The sequence below is a fragment of the Cyanobium sp. FACHB-13342 genome, assembly GCF_014697415.1.
Lineage (GTDB): Bacteria > Cyanobacteriota > Cyanobacteriia > PCC-6307 > Cyanobiaceae > Cyanobium_A.
In genome coordinates this window covers 92,048-109,134 of record NZ_JACJRT010000003.1, presented here as the reverse complement: position 1 = coordinate 109,134, position 17,087 = coordinate 92,048, and the positions used below count along the sequence as shown (strand labels likewise).

General features: G+C 65.5%; 19 protein-coding genes. 5 read left to right on the top strand and 14 right to left on the bottom strand.

Translation table 11 applies throughout. The features are described from left to right. Positions 1–14 precede the first annotated feature (14 nt). From H6G16_RS02035 to H6G16_RS01980, 12 genes are all read right to left on the bottom strand, one after another. Positions 15–1,517, bottom strand: a complete 1,503-nt coding sequence (locus H6G16_RS02035; protein WP_190388667.1) for a carotenoid oxygenase family protein — start codon at positions 1,515–1,517, stop codon at positions 15–17. Then, entirely contained in the window at positions 1,514–3,262 is a 1,749-nt protein-coding gene (locus H6G16_RS02030; RefSeq protein ID WP_190388666.1) for an ABC transporter ATP-binding protein, read from the bottom strand. Before H6G16_RS02030 ends, H6G16_RS02035 begins: the two co-directional genes overlap by 4 nt. Beyond that, positions 3,259–4,392 (bottom strand): lipid-A-disaccharide synthase, encoded by a 1,134-nt coding sequence (lpxB, locus tag H6G16_RS02025; RefSeq protein WP_190388665.1) that lies wholly within the window; start codon positions 4,390–4,392, stop codon positions 3,259–3,261. Before lpxB ends, H6G16_RS02030 begins: the two co-directional genes overlap by 4 nt. After that, positions 4,385–5,437 carry a tetraacyldisaccharide 4'-kinase gene (gene lpxK, locus H6G16_RS02020; RefSeq protein WP_190388664.1) on the bottom strand — a complete coding sequence of 351 codons (1,053 nt, stop codon included), beginning with the start codon at positions 5,435–5,437 and terminating at the stop codon, positions 4,385–4,387. The genes lpxB and lpxK overlap by 8 nt, the downstream gene beginning before the upstream one ends. Before the next feature lie 18 nt (positions 5,438–5,455). Further along, positions 5,456–6,760: a glycosyltransferase N-terminal domain-containing protein gene (locus H6G16_RS02015; RefSeq protein WP_190388663.1), complete on the bottom strand. Its 1,305-nt coding sequence runs from the start codon at positions 6,758–6,760 to the stop codon at positions 5,456–5,458. Next, positions 6,757–7,374: a lysophospholipid acyltransferase family protein gene (locus H6G16_RS02010; protein WP_190388662.1), complete on the bottom strand. Its 618-nt coding sequence runs from the start codon at positions 7,372–7,374 to the stop codon at positions 6,757–6,759. The genes H6G16_RS02015 and H6G16_RS02010 overlap by 4 nt, the downstream gene beginning before the upstream one ends. Positions 7,375–7,573: 199 nt before the next feature. Then, positions 7,574–7,774 (bottom strand): photosystem II reaction center protein J, encoded by a 201-nt coding sequence (locus H6G16_RS02005; protein ID WP_094559112.1) that lies wholly within the window; start codon positions 7,772–7,774, stop codon positions 7,574–7,576. 29 nt (positions 7,775–7,803) lie between these two features. Beyond that, positions 7,804–7,923, bottom strand: coding sequence for a photosystem II reaction center protein L (locus H6G16_RS02000; protein WP_190388661.1), 120 nt, complete (start codon positions 7,921–7,923; stop codon positions 7,804–7,806). A gap of 21 nt (positions 7,924–7,944) precedes the next feature. Beyond that, positions 7,945–8,082, bottom strand: a complete 138-nt coding sequence (psbF, locus tag H6G16_RS01995) for a cytochrome b559 subunit beta (protein WP_190388660.1) — start codon at positions 8,080–8,082, stop codon at positions 7,945–7,947. A gap of 3 nt (positions 8,083–8,085) precedes the next feature. After that, a complete protein-coding gene (gene psbE / locus H6G16_RS01990) occupies positions 8,086–8,334 on the bottom strand; it encodes a cytochrome b559 subunit alpha (RefSeq protein ID WP_190388659.1) in 249 nt (82 codons plus the stop codon). Between the two features lie 101 nt (positions 8,335–8,435). Then, complete coding sequence (locus H6G16_RS01985) at positions 8,436–9,458, bottom strand: photosynthesis system II assembly factor Ycf48 (protein ID WP_190388658.1); 1,023 nt, start codon at positions 9,456–9,458, stop codon at positions 8,436–8,438. Beyond that, positions 9,458–9,874, bottom strand: coding sequence for a rubredoxin (locus H6G16_RS01980; RefSeq protein ID WP_242036105.1), 417 nt, complete (start codon positions 9,872–9,874; stop codon positions 9,458–9,460). Before H6G16_RS01980 ends, H6G16_RS01985 begins: the two co-directional genes overlap by 1 nt. A 91-nt stretch (positions 9,875–9,965) precedes the next feature. Between H6G16_RS01980 and ndhC the strand changes: the two genes are divergently transcribed. Genes ndhC through H6G16_RS01965 form a run of 3 tightly spaced genes read left to right on the top strand, consistent with a single transcriptional unit; the run spans position 9,966 to position 11,693 of the window. Next, entirely contained in the window at positions 9,966–10,328 is a 363-nt protein-coding gene (gene ndhC, locus H6G16_RS01975; RefSeq protein WP_190388657.1) for a photosynthetic/respiratory NAD(P)H-quinone oxidoreductase subunit C, read from the top strand. A gap of 3 nt (positions 10,329–10,331) precedes the next feature. Continuing rightward, the gene (locus H6G16_RS01970) at positions 10,332–11,069 is read left to right on the top strand and encodes an NADH dehydrogenase subunit K (RefSeq protein WP_190388656.1); all 738 of its coding nucleotides are present in this window, start codon (positions 10,332–10,334) and stop codon (positions 11,067–11,069) included. Between the two features lie 12 nt (positions 11,070–11,081). Continuing rightward, positions 11,082–11,693, top strand: a complete 612-nt coding sequence (locus tag H6G16_RS01965) for an NAD(P)H-quinone oxidoreductase subunit J (RefSeq protein ID WP_190388655.1) — start codon at positions 11,082–11,084, stop codon at positions 11,691–11,693. Here the strand turns inward: H6G16_RS01965 and H6G16_RS01960 are convergent. Further along, complete coding sequence (locus H6G16_RS01960; protein WP_190388654.1) at positions 11,687–13,009, bottom strand: gluconeogenesis factor YvcK family protein; 1,323 nt, start codon at positions 13,007–13,009, stop codon at positions 11,687–11,689. The genes H6G16_RS01965 and H6G16_RS01960 overlap by 7 nt on opposite strands. Before the next feature lie 237 nt (positions 13,010–13,246). Here H6G16_RS01960 and H6G16_RS01955 point away from each other — a divergent pair, with 237 nt between their 5' ends. Both H6G16_RS01955 and H6G16_RS01950 read left to right on the top strand, forming a co-directional pair. Then, the gene (locus H6G16_RS01955; RefSeq protein ID WP_190388653.1) at positions 13,247–14,005 is read left to right on the top strand and encodes an ATP-binding cassette domain-containing protein; all 759 of its coding nucleotides are present in this window, start codon (positions 13,247–13,249) and stop codon (positions 14,003–14,005) included. Positions 14,006–14,009: 4 nt separating this feature from the next. Next, positions 14,010–14,936, top strand: coding sequence for an MlaD family protein (locus H6G16_RS01950; RefSeq protein ID WP_190388652.1), 927 nt, complete (start codon positions 14,010–14,012; stop codon positions 14,934–14,936). On the opposite strand, the gene bchD is transcribed toward H6G16_RS01950, so the two are convergent. Continuing rightward, complete coding sequence (gene bchD, locus H6G16_RS01945) at positions 14,923–17,067, bottom strand: magnesium chelatase ATPase subunit D (RefSeq protein WP_190388651.1); 2,145 nt, start codon at positions 17,065–17,067, stop codon at positions 14,923–14,925. The genes H6G16_RS01950 and bchD overlap by 14 nt on opposite strands. Positions 17,068–17,087 lie beyond the last annotated feature (20 nt).

Below are 17,087 nucleotides of genomic sequence, written 5' to 3'. Positions count from 1 at the left end.
TGGTGGGCAGGCCATCAGGCCTGGGCCCAGCTGCCGTGCAAGCCGTAGGGAATCGCCAGCGGGAGTTCCAGCACGGCCTGCTCGCCCAGATCATCAGCCTTGAGGATCACCAAATCGCTGGCGCGACGGGCCCCATTCCAGACCAGCACCAGCACCCAGCCGTCATCCTCAGCTTCGGCACCAGGCCGTGGCACCATCACCGGCTCAGTGACGAAACCCCGCGGTGCGGCACTCCAGACGCACCGTTCACCACTGTGCAGGTCGAGCTTCTTGATCGCCTGCAGGGGGTCATTCCCGGTTTCGCGCTCGGCCACCGCCATCCAGGCGTAGCGGGATGGCAGCCCTTCGCGTTCGGGGTTCACCATGGCGAATTCGCAACAGCGCTCGCTCAGCCGGGTTGTGCTGACCGTGCCGGCATCCAGATCAATGCGGCACTGCTCGAGCAAACCCTCGGGCAGCAGCTCGAAGTCGATGGCACGAAAATCCTGATCGGGGCCGATCGATGGGAAATCGCTGTAGTAGATGCTCTCCACCACCACCGCTCCCTGGTCTTCCCAGGCGTTGAGGTGGTGGAACACAAAGCCTTCAGGCGCATCGAGGATGCGGGGCGGCTGGCCAGCAAAGGCCCCGCTCTCGCGGGGGATCAACCAGAACTTGGCCTGACCGCCCGGCTTAGACTGCAGGCACTGGGCGGCGCCCTTCTGACCGGTCACGTAGGGCAGGGGATTGAACGCGATCGCGTTCTGTAAAAACAGTGCCCAGTTGGGGGTGATGGCGAAGTCGTGCAGGAAGGCGAAGCCGTTGAAGCTGTCGCGGCGCTCACTGAGCAACTGGCCAGCTTTGACCCCAGCTGCCGGGTCGTCCTCCACCGCGAACTCCATCAAGCGCACCGTGCTGCGCGGACCGGCCTTGACGCCAAAGGTGACCATCCGCGGTGCACCGTGGTGGCCGGGGTCAAAGCGGGGGTGGGCACTGAAGGCGTCGCCCTTGCGCAACACCCCGTCCAGCAGGGTGATGCCCCTGGTCTCCAGGGTTTCGGGATCGAGCGCATGGGGTTCAGCCGCTTCCCACAGGGCCAGCAGTTGATCGCCCAGCCGCACCACATGGGTGTTGGCGATGTTTTTGAGCCGCAGATCCAAGGCGTTGGCCAAGGGGCCGCCAGGCTTCTGGGTGCCAAAAACGCCGCGATACAGGAACTGGTCCGCCCGCTCCTCAGCCAACCAGCCCTCGGTGCGCACGAAACGGTTGCGCAGGGTGGCCTGGCCCCCTTCAAAGCGCAGGGCCGCGATCATGCCGTCGCCATCGAACGGGTGATGCACCCATTGGCCGCCGCGCTCCAGCCGACCGGGGCCGTTGCGATACAGGGTGCCCTTGAGCTGCTCGGGAATGGTGCCGCGCACCACCTGCAGCGGAGCGCCATCGAGCTCGAGCTCCACGTTGCCAAAGGCACTGGACCAGTCGTCGCGGTCAAAGGTGGGCTCGAGGCCTGGTTGCCCAGCGGCGGCGGTGATGGTCATCCAGGAGATCCCGCTTCAGCGCTGGCGAATTGTGTCGAAAATAGGTGGGAATAACGGCCACCGCGAGCGAGCAGCTCGGCGTGGGTGCCTGACTCGACCACCCGGCCACCAGCAATCACACAGATGCGATCCGCCTTCACCACCGTGGAGAGTCGGTGGGCCACCACCAGGGTGGTGCGGTTCGCCATCAGCCGATCGAGGGCCTCCTGCACCACCTGTTCGGATGCGGAATCCAGCGCCGAGGTCGCCTCATCGAGGAACAGCAGCGGGGCGTTCTTGATCAGGGCCCGGGCAATGGCAATTCTCTGGCGCTGACCACCGGAGAGCATGGTGCCGTTTTCGCCAATCACCGTGGCGTAACCGTCGGGCAACTGGCTAATGAAGTCGTGGGCATTGGCCGCCCGGGCCGCCTGCTCAATCTGCTCGGCGGTCGCGGTGGACAGCCCATAGGCAATGTTGCCGGACACGGTGTCGTTAAACAGAAACGTGTTCTGATCAACCACGGAGATCAGGGCGCGCAACGACCCTAAAGACACGTCCCGGAGATCGACCCCATCGATGGTGATGACCCCTGAGGTGGGGTCATAGAAGCGGCAAAACAGATCAATGATCGTGCTCTTACCCCCACCACTCGCCCCTACGAGGGCAACGGTGCAGCCCATGGGCAAGTCCAGATCTAGGTCGTCGATGACCCGCTCGTCCTCATAGGCGAAACAGACATGACTGGCCTTGATCCCTCGGGAGATCGAGGTGAGCTCAAGGGGCTGGGCGGGGTCGGGAGGATCGGACTGGGTATCAAGAATATCAAACAAATCCTGCGCAGCCGACACCCCCTGTTGCAGCGTTGAATTGGAGCGGGCAATCCCTTTGAACGGGGCGTAACACAGGTAGAGGGATGTCAGAAAGGCAAAGAAGTTGCCAGTCGTCCTCGTGCCAGCAATAACATTTTCACCGCCATACAACAACACCGCACTAAACCCTATTGCCCCCAGAACTTCCATCAAGGGCTGATTGGCCAGCTTGGCCCGAGTGGTCTTCAGAGCAGCCCGCAACACCGATTGGTTTTCCTCTTCAAAACGGGATAACTCATAGGACTGCATCCCAAAGATTTTGACCACCCGCAAACCGACCACCGACTCCTGCAGAAAGGAAGCCAACCGAGCCAAACTCAGCTGGCCCTTGCTGGAGTGACGACGCACCTTTTTGGAGGAATTTAGTACGGGATAAATCGCCAGAGGAAACAGAATGAAGGCAATGATGGAGAGCAGCCAATCTTGATAAAAGGCCACACCAACCAACACCACCAAAGTAAGACTGTCTTTAAAAACCGATGAAAAGCCATCAACGATCCCTGTTTTAACCAGGGTCACATCAGTGAGCACCCGAGACACCAAAACCGTGGAAGGATTGCGATCCACGTAGGACTGGGGCAGATCCAGGATTCGCTCAGCCAGATCGTGACGAAGATCAGCGGTGATCGACTGGCCCACGGACTCCGTGAGATAGGCACCGAGATACTGGGAAACAGCTCGCAGAAGAATGACCGCTAAAATAACAATCGGGGCCAGATAAAGCCTACTTCGATCACTCGAAGGCAAAATATCATCAAACAAATAGCGAATGACTAGGGGAACAAACCCAGTGGAGGCCCCATACAAGAAATTAAAGAAAAGGGCGAAAGAAAATGCAGGCCAAAGATGGCGGCGACCATATCGAGCCAATCGGCGGTAAATCGTGGACTTCATCGAATCAGCTCCACCAACTCCTGTGCAGCTCGCTGGGAAGCCCCTGGGGGACCCATGGTGGCCTGCAACTCTGTTACCGCCTGATCAAAGACCCCGCGATCAGCAACAATCCGCCGCACGGACTTCACAATGTTGGCAGCGGTGACGTCCCGCTGAATCAACTCAGGGAATAACGGCCTGCCAAGAATCACATTGGGAAGGCCAATGATGCGCCGACCGATCACCAGCTTGGCGATCAGGTAGGTGAGCAGGGAAAAGCGATAGAGAATCACATGGGGACAGCCCAGCAGGGCCGCCTCCAGGGTGGCCGTGCCGGAGGCGATCACGCCGGCATCAGCGGCATGCAGCAGGTTGTAGGCATCGCCGTCAATCAGACCAACCGGCAGCGGCCGCCCCCCCATCACCTCCTCCAGATAGGAGCGATCAATGGTGGGGGCCTTGAGCAACACCACCTGCCAGCCATCGCTCTTGAGCTGCTGGGCCGCCTGCAGCATCGCAGGCAACAGCAGCCGCACCTCGGAGCGGCGGCTGCCGGGCATCAACACCAGCAGAGACTGGTCGAGGGACAGGCCGTGCCGTTCCCGAATCTGCTCCCGGGTGCCGCTGACATGCAGCTCATCGACTAAGGGGTGGCCCACATAGCGGGCGAAGGTCCTGCCATGGGCGTTGAAGATCGCCTCCTCAAAGGGAAAAATGACCGCCAGCCTCTCGATCAGCCGCTCCATCTTTTTGGCGCGGCCCTTGCCCCAGGCCCAGACCTGGGGGGCGATGTAGAAAAACACCGGGATCCCCCGCTTCTTGGCTTCCTTGGCCACAAACAGGTTGAAACCCGGGTAGTCAACCAGCACCACCACGTCGGGACGCTGCTGGTCCATCTGCTGCTTGAGCAGCTCCATCACCCGGTGGTGACGGCGCAGGCTGCTGACGATCTCCACCAACCCCGCCGCCGAGAGCAGACGCACATCAGCCAGGATGTCGATGCCGCAGGCCCGCAGGTGGTCGCCGCCCACGGCGGCAACAGCAACCCCAGGCAACTGACGCTGGAGCTCTTGCACGAGAAACCCACCGTGGAGGTCACCGGAAGCCTCGCCGGCAACAAGCAAAACCCGACGCCGACCCCTGTCAACCATGGGGATGGGGGGCGACAAGGGCCGACAGGCGTCGATCCACCAGCTCCAGCAGGGGCTGCAGGCTGGTGGGCTCAACCCGCAGGGGTACCAGCGTCACGGCCTCACGAAAAGCGGGGGGCAAGCGCTGGCCATCCTTGACCGTGGTGACCAGATGGGCGCTGTTGGCGTGGGCCAAATCCAACAGGCGATTCAGGTCGGCGTCAGCATAGACGTGGTGATCCGGGAAGGATTCCGTCGCCATCAGCTGAAGGCCACAGGCCCGCAGCGCCGCAAAGAATTTCTGCGGCAGGCCGATGCCACAGAACGCCAACAAGGGTTCGCCGTGCAGTTCAGGCGGGGGCTCCAGACGAAAGCGCACCGCAAACCAGGGCTTGTCCAGGGGCCACTCCGCCGGACACCACTCGCCGGTTTCGGCCGGAACCGGGGCCGCGGGTCCAGAACCGGTGAGCACCAGCACGTCTGCCCGGGCCAGCTGCTCAATGGGCTCCCGCAGGGGCCCCGCCGGGAACACCTGCCGGTTGCCGAGGCCATGGCGGCCATCCAGCACCGACACGTCCAGGTCCCGGGCGAGGGGCCAGTGCTGCAGGCCATCGTCCAGGAGGATCAGATCCGCACCGGCCGCGATCGCCCGCTCAGCGCTGTGGCAGCGGTTGGACCCCACCCACACCGCCACAGGCCAGGGGCCGAGACCAGCTCCCAGACCGCGGCCATATTCCAGGGCCTCATCGCCCACATCCTCGAAGCGACTGGCCGGGGTGAGCTGGCGTGACTCCCGCCGCCGGGCGCCATAGCCCCGCAGCAACACGGCCACCCGCCACCCCCGCTGGGCCAGTCCCTGGGCAAGGGCGATACCCAAGGGGGTCTTGCCCGTTCCCCCCAGGGTGAGGTTGCCGATCGAGAGCACGGGCACGTCGCAACGCCAGGGGCGCGTGCGGTGCCGATGCAAGCCCACGGCCTTGCCATAGAGCCAGCCCAAAGGCCCCAGCAGCCAGGTCTGCCAGCTGCGATGGCGTGCGTACCAGAAGCGGGGCGTGGTGAGGGGCATGGCGTCACAGATGTGGCATCAGCGGCAGCGAGCCCACACCAGCTCGGCCACCAGCGTCGAGGGGCCCTGCCAGCGCAGGCGTGCCGATGGCGCCTGGAGAGCCCGGGCCGCCAACGGGGCCGCCGCGGCCTGTTCCAGCAGAGGCAGGGCCGCGGCCAGGGCGCCATCCACATCGGCGCATTGCTGCAGACAGCCTGCCGCCACCAACGGATCGATCAGGTCGGAAAAGTTGGCCATATCGGGGCCGCAGACCACGGGACGCCCCAAGGCGGCGGGCTCCAGGGGATTCTGACCTCCATGGGGCTGCCCCAATGGGTAAAAACTACCGCCCATCACGACCACCGTCGCCGCGGCGATCCAGGTGCCCATCTCACCAATCACATCCGCCACCAGCACGTCGGCTGGCGACGCCGTGGGAACCGATGCCCCAGCCCCAGAGGCCCATTCACTCCAGAGGGTGGCCACCAGCCCACAAGAGCGCACCAGGTCAGCCACCTCCCCAGCCCGTTGGGGATGGCGGGGAACCAACAACAGACCGAAACCGCGGCCCGCCAAATTGCCGCCGCACCACGCCCGCAGCCACTGCTGCTCCTCGCCGGGATGGCTGCTGGCTAGCACCAGCACCGGCCGGCCGGCAAACAGCTGCTGCAGCCGTTGCAGATGGCCGGCATCAACGGGCGGCGGAGCCGCATCGAGCTTGGTGGACCCGACGGCACGCACGTCGCGAGCGCCCAGCCTGCCGAACCGCACGGCATCGGCCTGCGATTGGGCCAAGCAGACCTCAACCCTGGAGAGCAACCAGCCCGCATACCAGGGGAAACGCTGATGGCGCCGAAAGGAGCGCTCGCTCATGCGGGCGTTGATGAGCTGCAGATGGGGCATCGCCTCCACGAGCTCTGGCCAGAGCTCGGCTTCGGACAACAGACCCAGCCGGGGCCGCCAGTGCCAGCGAAAGGGAAGAAACGCCAGCCAGTGGTCGATCGGCACAAATTGATGGATCACCCCAGCGGGCAAGACGCGCGCCGCCAGGGTTGCGGATGTGCGTGTCACCGTGGTGATCAGCACGCCAGGAGCACCAGCGCGGCCTCGCAGCTCGCGGAGCACCGGCAGCAGGCTGTTGAGTTCCCCGACGCTGGCCGCGTGAAACCACACCAACGGACCTGGGGGCCGGCGGCAGGTGGGCCAGCCCAACCGCTCCATGACGCGCCGGGGGTCTTCCTTGCCCTGGACCACTCGCACCAGCAACACAGCCAACCACAGGGGCGTCAGCACCAGGGCGAGCAGCCGATAGAGGCCCAGCAGAAACAGGCGGAAGACCCTCACGGCAATGGCTCGCCCGCCAGAGCGGCCACCTGGCGAAGACCCGCGGCCAGCCGTTCCTGTCCCTCTTCGAGTGGCCCCTCCGAACGCAGGGGCTCCCCGAGGGCGATCACCACACGGGAAAAGGGCAGGGGCAGCACCGATCGATCCCAGGAACGCAGACGGTGCACGCGGGAACAGGAGACCGCCACCGGAACGATCGCGCAACCGGAGAGCTGGGCCAGATGAATCACCCCAGCCTTGACCTGCTCGGCCGGTCCCTTCGGCCCATCCGGCGTGATGCAGACCGACTGGCGCTGGTCCAGAACCCTACGAAGATGCAAATAGGCCTTCAGCCCGCCGCGGGTCGAGGAGCCAGCCACGACCTTCAGGCCCCGGAGCCGCACCGCCACCGCCACGATCTGGGCATCCCTATGGGCGCTAAGCAGCACGGTGATGGGCTGGCGCCGGAAGCCCCTCAACAGCGGCACGAAAAAGGCATGCCGGTGCCAGAGGGCGAAGATCACCGCAGCGCCCTGCTCCCTCACCAAGTGCTCCACCCCGGGGTGGGCCTGAAAGCGGATCCGGGAGGTCCGGCGAAACAACTCGCCATAGGCATTGAGAAGCAGCCCGGCCAAGGTGGCCAGGAGGCGGTTGTTGAACAGTGTTCGTTTCTTCGCCAAACCAAGTCACCTGCTTCGGCAAGCCCCGTCGTCCAGCTTGCTCGCCCATGGATCGGCGAAGGCCCGATGGGACCGCCTGATCACGAAAAACCCCCGGCAGATCGCCCGAAGACGACCCTGCAGGGGGTTTTCAGAGAGGCATCCCTGGGGAGCGTCAGGCGGAACCCACACCCACGTAGGAGCCGTAGAAGAACAGGCCGACCACGAAAATGACGGCCATGCCACCGGCGGTAGCAACCAGCCAAAGGGGAAGTACCCCTTCGGTCCAGCGGGAACGCCAGGCGACGGCCGGGCGACCATCGGGCAGACGATCCGGGATCCGGCCGTCAGGCAGGTTGGATTTCTTGCCGCTCATCGGGGCTCTCCGGGTGACGTGACGAAGGCTTAGTTGAAGAAGTAGCTCGAGAAGAGGATGCCGATCGTGAACACGAACAGCAAGCCGAGATAAAGGCTGGTGCGGTTGAGCTCAACCGGCAGATTGTTGGGGTTGGGGGAGCGTTGCATGGCTGGTGGTGAGAAACCGGCTCAACGGCGAACGAATTGCATGGCGGCCAGGGCCCCCAGAAAAAACACCGTCGGAATGCCAAGGGCATGCACCGACAACCAGCGAACCGTGAAGATCGGATAGTTGCGGGGCGTGGTCGAAACGGGAGACTGGGTCATGGCTTATTGCAGGCGCAGGTCAAGCTGGCTCTTGCCCTCGTAGCGCTGGCTCACGACAGGAGCCTTGCTTTCCTGAGCCTGGAAATAGGCATCAGGACGGGGCGTGCCAAAGGCGTCGTAGGCCAGGCCCGTGGACACGAACAGGAAGCCAGCCAGGAAGATGGCAGGCAGGGTCACCGCATGGATGACCCAGTAACGAATGCTCGTGATGATTTCGAAGAACGGGCGTTCTCCAGTTGAGCCGGCAGCCATAGCGACAAGCGTTCAGCTCGAAGATCCTAGGGGTGCGCCGCCGGCGGATGGGAGTGCAACGGCGCCTTGGTTACAGAAGTTGGCGGCCAGGGCCCACCTGCTCAACCCACCCAGCGCAGGAGGGAGCCCCGTTCCCCCAGCACGAAGCCCTTGCCATCGGCGCTGAAGCTGATGCGGGTGAAGTTGGAGGGCTGGGCTGCCCCCACCGGATCCTTCTGCCAGCTCTTGCCACCATCGTTGGACACCAGCAGGGTGCCACTGCCACCTCCGGTCCAGATCGAGCCATCGGGGGCCCAGGCCATATCCAGATAGCCATAGCCATTGGTGATCGGCACCACGGCTTTGCCCCACTCCTCCACGTTCGCGGCATCGGGGTTGAAGCGGATCTGGGCGCCGCGGGCAAGCATCCACAGCGTTCCATCGGGCTGGAAGCCCATCGACTGCAGCCGCTGGCTGCTCATGCGCTGGTGGGGCTGCCAGGTGCCCTCACCCGGGTTCCAGGTGGAAAAGAAGTTGCCCAGGCTGCTGACGCTCACATAGCGGCCATCAGCGAACCGGCGCAGCTCCCGCACTGCGCCAGCGGCGTCCTCCACCTCGGCCTGCCAATTGGTGCCCCCGTCACGGGTGTTGTAGATGGCACCCACGTTGGTGGCCAACTCGGCCTGGTTGGGACCCAGAGCCGTGATCAGGTACGGCTCCCCGGGCAGCTTGGTATCCAGGAACAGGCGGCTCCAGTTTTGGCCGGCGTCGGTCGTGTGCAACAACAGGCCGGGCTGGCCGGCGATCCAGCCCTCATCCCCACGGAAATCGATGCTGATCAGACGGAAGTTTTCCTCCTCCGGCAGGTCGAGGGCCCGCTCGGACCAACTGGCCCCTCCGTCCTCGGTTTCCAGAATCAGCCGGTTGCTGCCCACCAAAAAGCCGTGCCGGTCATTGGTGAAGGCCACATCGAGGGGATTGGCCTTGGTGGTCAGGGCTACGGGCTGCCAGGGACTGGTGGCGGCCGCTGGCAAGCCCGTGGTGACACAGCCGGAGAGCCCGAAGCCCAGTCCGATCACCAGAAGCAGGCTGATCAGGGGACGCAGCAAAGGCTGAAAGGGACGGGACAGGGAAGGACCAGTCATCAGCGCAGGGAATAGAGGGAGAGGAAGAAGGCAAAGGCCAGGGCGAAGCCCCCGAAGATCAACACGTTCTTTTGGCCGGGGGTGAGGCGGTTGACTCCGAGGCCGAAATTGAGATTCTCCTCGAAGCCACTGGGCTTGTTGCGGGGGCCGATGTCCTTGAAGGCGCCCACCCGGCTGCGGCAGACCGGGCAGCGGAAGCCGATGGGATCCAGCTCCACGAAGGGCGTGCCGGGCTCAATGGCCAACTTGCGAACCCCCTCGGCGGGGTCATAGACGAAACCACAGCTGCGGCACTCAAAGCGATGGGTGGCCGGATCCACCGCGGGCTCGGCCACTGGGGCGGGCGCAAGGGCCGGATTGGGCTCAGGGGCCGAGATGGCCTCAGGAAGGGGCTCGGGCGTTTCGGTAGAGCTCATCCCAGGGCCTGAGGTGGTGGGCCCACTGTATCGACGGGCCCCAGGCCCCGGGCGCGGATGCCAGACTGCCTGCCAAGTTTGGCTGGCCCGAATGTTCGTGCTCTCCGGCTACGACGCCTTTCTGGGCTTCCTGCTGATCTCGGCGGCCGTGCCCGTGCTCGCGTTGGTGGCCAACAAACTGCTCTCGCCGAAGAGCCGGGTTGGTGAACGGGAGCTCACCTACGAATCGGGCATGGAGCCCATTGGTGGTGCCTGGATTCAGTTCAATATTCGCTACTACATGTTTGCGCTGGTCTTCGTCATCTTTGACGTGGAAACCGTGTTCCTCTATCCGTGGGCCGTGGCGTTCCACCGCCTGGGCTTGCTGGCCTTCATTGAAGCCCTGATCTTCATTGCCATCCTCGTGGTGGCCCTGGCCTACGCCTGGCGCAAGGGCGCCCTCGAGTGGAGCTGACCCATGACCAACACGATCCCCTCCGAAAGCCTCTCCATCAACGCCCTCAAGGATGTGCGGGCGGCCAGCTGCAATCCAGTCGGAGCGCCGACGGTGACCTCGGATCTGTCCGAGAACGTGATCCTCACCACGCTGGATGACATCCACAACTGGGCCCGACTCAGCAGCCTGTGGCCGCTGCTCTACGGCACCGCCTGCTGCTTCATCGAATTCGCGGCCCTGATCGGTTCGCGCTTTGACTTCGACCGCTTCGGGCTTGTGCCCCGCTCCAGCCCCCGCCAGGCCGACCTGCTGATCGTGGCCGGCACCGTCACCATGAAGATGGCCCCGGCTCTGGTGCGGCTCTATGAGCAAATGCCGGAACCCAAATATGTGATCGCCATGGGGGCCTGCACGATCACCGGCGGCATGTTCTCCGCCGACTCCACCACCGCGGTGCGGGGCGTGGACAAACTCATCCCTGTGGATCTCTACCTACCCGGCTGCCCGCCCCGGCCGGAGGCGATCTTCGATGCGGTGATCAAGCTGCGCAAGAAGGTGGGCAACGAGGCCCTGGCCGAGCGAGGCAACCTCCAGCAGACCCACCGCTACTGCACGGTGTCCCACCAGATGAAAGCGGTGGAACCCATCGTGAACGGCCAATACCTCGCCGCCGAAACCCAAAAGCAGGCCCTGGCTGCGGCCAGCGCCCTGCCGATGCCCGCTCCGGCGGCCGCCATCCCAGCCAAAGCCAACGCCTGAGCGCCACCTGCCATGCCCGAAGAGACTCCCATCCCCTCGCCTGAGCCATCGCCCGAGGCAGCCCCTGCAGCGACTCCAGAGGATGGGGCGCTGGACAGTTCTGCTGCTCCCGCTGCTGGGGCCGTGGGCGCCTGGCTAACCAGCCAAGGCTTCGACCAGGTTGCCCTGGGCACCGACCACCTCGGTGTCGAAATGATCGGCGTCGAACCGGTGTTCCTGCCCGTGATCGCAACCGCCCTGAAAACCCAGGGCTTCGACTACCTGCAATGCCAGGGCGGCTACGACGAAGGCCCCGGGGGCCGGCTGGTGAGCTTTTACCACCTGGTGAAACTGGCGGCCCTGGCCGATCGCAGCAACCACGGGGTCGTCTCCGCCGATCAGGCCCCCGAGGAGGTGCGCCTGAAGGTGTTCCTCGCCCGCGATGGGGACCTCACCATCCCCACCCTCTATGGCCTGTTCCGGGGAGCGGACTGGCAGGAGCGGGAAACCTTCGACATGTACGGCATCCGTTTTGAAGGCCACCCCCACCCCAAACGGCTGCTGATGCCAGAGGACTGGAAGGGCTATCCGCTGCGCAAGGACTACGTGCAGCCGGACTTCTACGAAATGCAGGACGCCTACTGAGCGCCCCGCTGGTGCTTGCGGAAATAGCGCATCACAGCTAAAGCAACGCTGCGTGGATCGTGACGAAGGGTGGCCGTAGGGCGGGCGCCCTGGAGGGGTGCCAGGGTCACGTCATAGCCCTGGCGACGCAACTGGCGCACATCACAGACCACCGGTTCGGCTCCCTGATGGCGGTAATGGTCCACCAGAAGGGAGTCGCCCAGATCCTCCTGGGCCAACACGGCTGTGAACAGACGCTCCTCCACCCCCAGGCTGGCCAGCTGGGCCTCAATGGCCCGCAGGTGGCCTTCCACATCGAGCCCATCGGTTTCCCCGGGCTGGGTCATCAGGTTGCAGATGTACAGACGGGGGGCCTTGCTGCGGCGGATGGCCTCCACCAACTCGGGCACCAGCAAGTTGGGCAACAGCGAGGTGTAGAGACTGCCCGGCCCCAGCACGATCAGGTCGGCATGGGCAATGGCCTCCAGGGCCCTCGGCAGGGCCGGCGGTCGCTCCGGCGTGCAGCCCAGCCGCACGATCGGGCTGGCCGCATGGCCGATCTTCGATTCCCCCTCAATCCGATCCCCGTTCTCCAGCTCCGCCCACAGCCGCACATCGGCGTTGGTAGCTGGCACCACCTGCCCCTGCACGGCCAGCACCCGGCTGCTGGCGGTGATGGCCGATTCGAGGTTGCCGGTGATGGCTGTGAGGGCCGAGAGAAACAGGTTGCCGAAACTGTGACCCTCCAACCCGCTGCCCGCCTTGAAGCGGTACTGGAACAGGCGGGTGAGCAGGGGTTCCTCCCGGGCCAAGGCCGCCAGGCAATTGCGAATGTCCCCCGGTGGCTGCACCCCGAGTTCCCGGCGCAGCACGCCACTGCTCCCACCGTCGTCAGCGACCGTGACAATGGCGGTGAGATTGCTGCTGTAGCGCTTCAGGCCACTGAGCAAGGTGGAGAGCCCAGTTCCACCCCCGATCGCCACGATGCTTGGCCCCCGATTCAGGCGGCGCTGGGCAAGCAGGGCGTCCACCAGCAAGGTGTCCTTTTCCGGAGCCAGGGCCTGCTGGATGGAGCCAAAACTGCGGCTTTGGCCCAGCCAGATCAACACCGCACCAACCAGCAGCACCAGGGGCCCGGTGATTTTGCGGGGCAACACCCCGGTGACCTGGGCCAGCAGCCACTGAATGCTGGAGAGCATCCAGTAGATCGGCTGCAGATCGGCCCACACCGCCGCACCGAGCAGGGCCACGAGCAAGCCGAGGCCTGAGGTGAGCACCCAGCGCTTCACCACCAGCCCGGGTTGCAGCCAGCGGGCCGCCCGGCGGGAGCGGCTCATCAGATCCTTCTGGCGCAGATCGCCGCGGCCCAGCCAGCCCGGTTTCGGCAGCGGTCGGCGGGATCGCCGCAATCGGGAGGCCGGAACGGGGGGGCGCAAAGGGCGGGGGAGGACGCTGCCGCAAGTGGCTGAACTTTACGGAGACCCATCCCGGGCGCAAAGGGCCAGAGTGGGAACGGTCCGCAACGCCCCGTTCTGGCCACCCCTGCACCAGCCCAACCCACGCCCCTGGCGGAGATGGCCAACCTCAGCGTGCGCTGGGGCAGCCGGCGCGTGCTGGACAGCGTCAACCTGCGCATTGCTCCGGGGGAGCGGCTGGTGGTGGTCGGACCGTCCGGAGCCGGCAAGTCGACCATCCTGCGTCTGCTGGCCGGGCTGCAGTTGCCCAGCTCCGGATCCCTGAGCCTCTACGGGCTCCCCCAGACCTATCTGCGGCTCGATCAACGCACCCCGCCCGATGTGCGCCTGGTGTTTCAGAACCCAGCTCTGCTGGGCTCGCTCACCGTGCGCGAAAACGTCGGTTTCCTCCTCTACCGCTACGGCCGCCTCAGCGAGCGGGAGATTCGCAACCGGGTGGGCGCCGCCCTCAACGCCGTAGGTCTGCAGGGCATCGAAGAGCAGCTCCCCGGCGAACTCAGCGGCGGCATGCAGAAACGGGTCAGCTTTGCCCGGGCCCTGATCGACGATCCCGGCAAATCCTCAGACCAGATGCCCCTGTTGCTGTTTGACGAGCCGACCGCCGGACTCGACCCGGTGGCCTGCACCCGCATCGAAGACCTGATCGTGCGCACCACCGATGTGGCGGGAGCAACCTCCGTGGTGGTGAGCCACGTGCACAGCACCATCGAACGCGCAGCACAGCGGGTGGTGCTGCTCTACGACGGCCAGTTCCGCTGGAGCGGCACGGTTGACGACTACCGCACCTGCAGCGATCCCTACGTGGTGCAGTTCAGGAGCGGTAGTCTGCGCGGACCGATGCAGCCGGCGGAGCTCTGAGTCGATGCGCCGCAGTATTCGTGAAGCGATCGTCGGCTTCTCCCTACTGGCAGCCATCGCCAGCGCGGTGGGGCTGTCCTTCTGGCTGCGCGGCATCTCCCTGAGCCGCCAGTACTGGACGGTGAACGCCAGCTTCGAGGAAGCGGAGGGACTGGCCGAGCGCTCTCCAGTCGTGTATCGGGGGGTGCTGGTGGGCAGCGTCCGGCGGGTACGGGTCACTCCGGAAGCGGTGATTGCTGAGCTGGAAATCACCCATCCCGACCTCAATCTGGCCCGGCCCGCCATGGCCGAGATCGGCGAAGCCTCCCTGTTGGGCGGCGAAGCCGAAGTGGCCCTGATCAGCACGGGCAACGCCCTGCCGGCGGGGTCACCGAATCCCCGCTCCAAAGCCTGCAATCCCTCTCTGGCCCTCTGCCATGGGGCCACCATCGCAGGGATTCAGGGCCCAAGCCTCAGCAGCGTGACGACGCTGATGCACAAGATGCTGGTGGAAACGGACCAGATGAAGCTGCTGAGCAAGGTGTCCACGGCCGCCAGCAGCTTTGATCGCACGGCCAAGGACACCTCCGCCTTCATGAAGGATGGCCAGGCGCTGGCCAAGGAATTGGAAACCACGGTGAAGTCGGCCCAGCCCACGATCACCAACCTCAACAGCAGCAGCGCCCACCTGCGGCGGGTGCTGGCCGCCTTGGACAACCCCAAAACGCTTCAAGAGCTGCAGACCACCGTGAGCAACGCGGAACAGCTCACGGCCAAATGGAACGCGGTAGGCGGCGATGTGACCAAGCTCACCGACGACCCCCGCTTCATGGATGGAATCCGCAGCGTGGCGGTGGGCCTGGGCAAATTCTTCGACGAGCTCTACCCCGCCCAGACCGCAGTGGAACGGGACAAAGCGGCCCGGGCAGCAGACGGCCCTAAACCCCGCTGATCGCCTCCATGGCAATGGCCGCAATGGCCTGATCACTCGCCTTGGGCAGCTGCACATATTTGCCGCCAGCGGCCTCGGCGAGATCCTTGCCCATGCCACTGCCGATGAACTTGCGCTCGGTGTCGATCACCAGCAGCTTGAGGCCCAGGGCCCGGTATCTGCTGGCCACCTGCTTCACCTCCTCCTTGAGGTCCACCGGCTCCTCGCCCTCCAGCTGGGGCTGGCCGAGGGAGCGGCTGAGGGGCACGTTGCCACGGCCATCGGTGATGGCCACCACCACCACCTGGCCCAGGTCGCCGGTGGCCAGGGCGTTGGCCCCCACCCGGGCCGCCTGGGAGAGGCCATGGGCCAGGGGTGAACCGCCGCCGCAGGGCATCGACTCGAGCCGACGGCGCGCGGCGGTGATCGAGCGGGTGGGGGGGAGCAGCACCTCGGCCTGCTCGCCGCGGAAGGGGATCAGGGCCACCTCGTCGCGGTTTTCGTAGGCCTCGGTGAGCAGCCGGATCACGGCCCCCTTAGCGCTCTGCATGCGGTTGAGGGCCATGGAGCCACTGGCATCCACCAGGAAGATCACCAGGGCGCCGGCCTTGCGCTGCAGTTGCTTAGCCCGCAGGTCGCCGTCTTCGACGATCACGGTGCGGTGAGGTTCGCGCTCGCGGCGGGATTTCTGGTAGGGCGCTGCCGCCCGCAGGGTGGCATCCACGGCGATGCGCTTGACGGGGCCTCGGGGCAGCATCGGCTTCACGTAGCGGCCGCGGGAATCGCTGAACACCACGGCCCGGCTGCCACTGCCGCCACTCTTGGCCTTGCCGGCATTGAACAGCAACAGATCGGGGTCGATGGCGATGGCCTCCGGATCGAGCAGGAACTCCTCAGGCACCTGGGGCGGCGCCTGATCCTCGGAGGTGTCCTCCTCCTGGTCGTCGTTGTCGTCGTCGTTCTCGTCCTCGGGCTCCTGCTCGTTGTCGGGGGGCTCCGGCTGCTCGGGCTCCTGCTCCCCCTGGGGCGGCGGGGGTGGCGGCGGCGGTTCCAGGGGCTGATCGGGATCCGGCGGTGGCAGCTGCAGCGCCCTTGGGGCGATCACCAAGCGCACGGCCACCTGCAGGTCATCGGCTTCCACCCGATCCCGGCCGCTGAGGGCGGCATGGGCGCGGGCGACCCGCACGGCATAGAGCTCGCTGCGGTGACCCTCCACGCCGCCGCGCAGGGCCTCGGCCACCAGATAGGTGATCTGCTCGCGGGAGATCTGTACATCCGGCAGCCACTGGCGCGCCAGCAGCAGCTGGGTGGCCAGGGCATCGGTGTCCTCTTGCCAGGTCTGGCGGAACTGCTCGCTTGATTCGGCGTGGCCGATGGCGCTGCGGGTGATCTCCACCCGCTGATCCAGCTCCAGCACCTGGTTGGCACTCAGGCAGATGGCGAAACGATCCAGCAGGTGATCCCGCACAGCCCCCTCCTCGGGGTTGTAGGTGGCGATCAGCAGGCAGCGGCAGGGATGGCTGAGGCTGAGGCCCTCGCGCTCGATCCGGTTTTCACCGCTGCCCACCGCCGCGAGCAGCAGGTTGGTGATGTTGTCGTCGAGCAGGTTGAGCTCATCGACGTAGAGCACGCCTCGGTGGGCTTCCGCCAAGAGGCCCGGCTGGAACACCGCCTGGCCGCTGGCCAGGGAGGCCGTGACATCCACGGAGCCCACCAGCCGGTCTTCGGTGATGCCGAGGGGCACCTGCACGAAGGGAGCCGGAATCACCCGGGTGGGCAGCAGGGCGTGGGCATCGACGCCCGTGGGATCGGCGCCCAGCTCGGTGAGCCGGGCGCAGGTGGCGGCGTCCCAGTCGTCGGGGCGCTGGGGATCACTGTTGAGCGCCGCGGGGGCGGGCTGGCCCGGAGCGGAGGTGCCCAGATCGAGCACATCGATCGGGGGCAACAGGGCATGGAGACCTCGCGCCAGCACGGATTTGCCGGTGCCACGGCCACCGGCAATCACCACACCCCCCAGCCCCGGATCCACCGCCGCCAACAGCAGGGCCAGCTTGAGGGTGCCGTGGCCGGTGATGGCGGCCAGGGGAAAGGCTCTCGAGGCGATATCGCTGCTGGTGGCGGTGGCGCCGGGCGTCGATCCGCTTGCAACCATGGGGAGGCCCGGGTCCGATT